2 protein-coding genes are annotated in these 2,213 nt (G+C 62.4%); both read left to right on the forward strand.

The annotated features are described in order from the left end of the window. On the forward strand, positions 1 to 639 hold a 639-nt coding region (locus EOA24_RS35030), incomplete at its 5' end, for a YeaH/YhbH family protein (RefSeq protein ID WP_133374790.1). Positions 640 to 652: 13 nt separating this feature from the next. After that, positions 653 to 2,197, forward strand: a complete 1,545-nt coding sequence (locus EOA24_RS35035; protein WP_126080993.1) for a SpoVR family protein — start codon at positions 653 to 655, stop codon at positions 2,195 to 2,197. The last annotated feature ends 16 nt before the right edge of the window (positions 2,198 to 2,213 follow it).

The raw sequence follows: 2,213 nt of genomic DNA on the forward strand, positions 1-2,213 counted from the left end.
GCCTATGTCGACCCGGTCGACATCCGTTTCAACCGCTTCGATCCCCAGCCCGTGCCCAATGCGAACGCGGTCATGTTCTGCCTGATGGACGTCTCAGGTTCGATGGGAGAGCGCGAGAAGGATCTGGCCAAACGCTTCTTCGTGCTGCTGCATCTCTTCCTGACGCGCCGCTACGACCGCATCGAGGTCGTCTTCATCCGCCATACCCACCAGGCCAAGGAGGTGGACGAGCAGACGTTCTTCTACCACACCGAAAGCGGCGGCACGGTCGTCTCCACCGCGCTCGAGGAAATGCACCGCATCATCGAAGAACGCTATCCGGTCGCCCAGTGGAACATCTACGCCGCCCAGGCCTCAGACGGCGACAACTTCGCCACCGACTCCGAGCGCTGCATCGAACTGCTCGACCGCAAGCTCATGCGGCTTTGCCAGTATTTCGCCTATGTGGAGATCATCGACGAGCGGGAAAGCCATATCTTCGGCTCGACCGAGAACGGCACGTCGCTTTGGCGCGCCTACAACGCCGTCGACGGCAAATGGCCGAACTTCCAGATGAGGCGCATTGCCGCGCCGGCCGATATTTACCCGGTCTTCCGCGAGCTCTTCGCCAGGCAACCCGCCCTGCGCAAGAGCGCTTGAGGGGCTTCTGCAAATGGTCAGCCAGGCGCGCAAATCCGAACTGCTGTTTTCCGGCTCGGACTGGAATTTTGCGAAGCTGTCCCGCGTCTATGACGAGATCGAGGCGCTCGGGACCGAAGATCTGGGCCTCGACATCTATCCTGTGCAGATGGAGGTCATCTCTTCCGAGCAGATGCTCGACGCCTATTCCTCGGTCGGCATGCCGCTGATGTACCGGCATTGGTCGTTCGGCAAGCGTTTCCTCTACGACGAGTTTCTCTACCGCAAGGGCGCACGCGGCCTGGCCTATGAGCTGGTCATCAACTCCAACCCCTGCATCGTCTATCTGATGGAAGAGAACACCATGGCCCTGCAGGCCCTGGTGACCGCGCATGCCGCGCTCGGGCACAACCATTTCTTCAAGAACAATCATCTTTTCCGGCAATGGACCGATGCCGGCGGCATTCTGAGCTATCTGGATTTTGCCAAGGGCTACATTGCCCGATGCGAGGAACGGCATGGCCTGGCGGCCGTGGAAGCGATCCTGGATTCCGCGCACGCGCTGATGGAACAGGGCGTCTTCCGCTACCATCGGCCGCCGAAACTGTCGTCCGAGCAGCAGCGCGAGGGGCTGCGCGAACGTCTCGAATACGAGGAGCGCTCCTTCAACGATCTGTGGCGAACGCTGCCGCCCTCGCAGGGAAAGAGCAAGCCGGAAGCGGGGGACGAAATGCTTGCCGAGCGGAAGAAATCGCTCAAGCTGCCGGAGGAGAACCTGCTCTATTTCCTCGAGAAGAACAGCCTCGTCCTCGAGCCCTGGCAGCGCGAGATCGTCAGGATCGTGCGCGTCATCGCGCAATATTTCTATCCGCAGCGGCAGACCCAGGTGATGAACGAAGGCTGCGCCACCTTCGTGCACTACACGATCATGAACACGCTGTTCGATCGCGGCCGCATCAGCGAAGGCGCCATGCTCGAGATCCTGCGCAACCACTCCAACGTGGTCTTCCAGCCGGCCTATGACGATCCGCGCTACTCCGGCATCAATCCCTACGCGCTTGGCCTCGACATGATGCAGGATATCCAGCGCATCTCGACCGCGCCCACCGCCGAGGACCGCGACTGGTTCCCGGACATCGCCGGCCGCGGCGACTGGCGCGACACCCTGCTCGACGCCTGGGCCAACCACCGCGACGAATCCTTCATCCGCCAGTATCTGAGCCCGGCGCTGATCCGCAAATGGCGGCTCTTCGCGCTGGCCGACGGCGCCGACGAGCCGCATTACGAGGTGGCCTCGATCCACAATGAGCGCGGCTATGCCAGGATACGGTCGGCGCTGGCGCAAAGCTACGATATCGGTGCCAGCCGCCCCGACATCCAGGTGGTCGACGTGGACCTGCTGGGCGACCGGCATCTGCGGCTGCAGCACAAGGTCAAGGACGGCATCATGCTCGAGGGCCAGAGCCGCGACGCAACCCTGCGCCATATCCGCAACCTCTGGGGCTACGAGGTCAGCCTGGCGGCAATCGACGCCGGGACCGGCGCGACGCTCAGCGAGCGCTGGACGAAGGAACTCTGAGCGACATGGCTTGAAT

This window comes from Mesorhizobium sp. M2A.F.Ca.ET.039.01.1.1, from assembly GCF_003998035.1.
GTDB lineage: Bacteria > Pseudomonadota > Alphaproteobacteria > Rhizobiales > Rhizobiaceae > Mesorhizobium.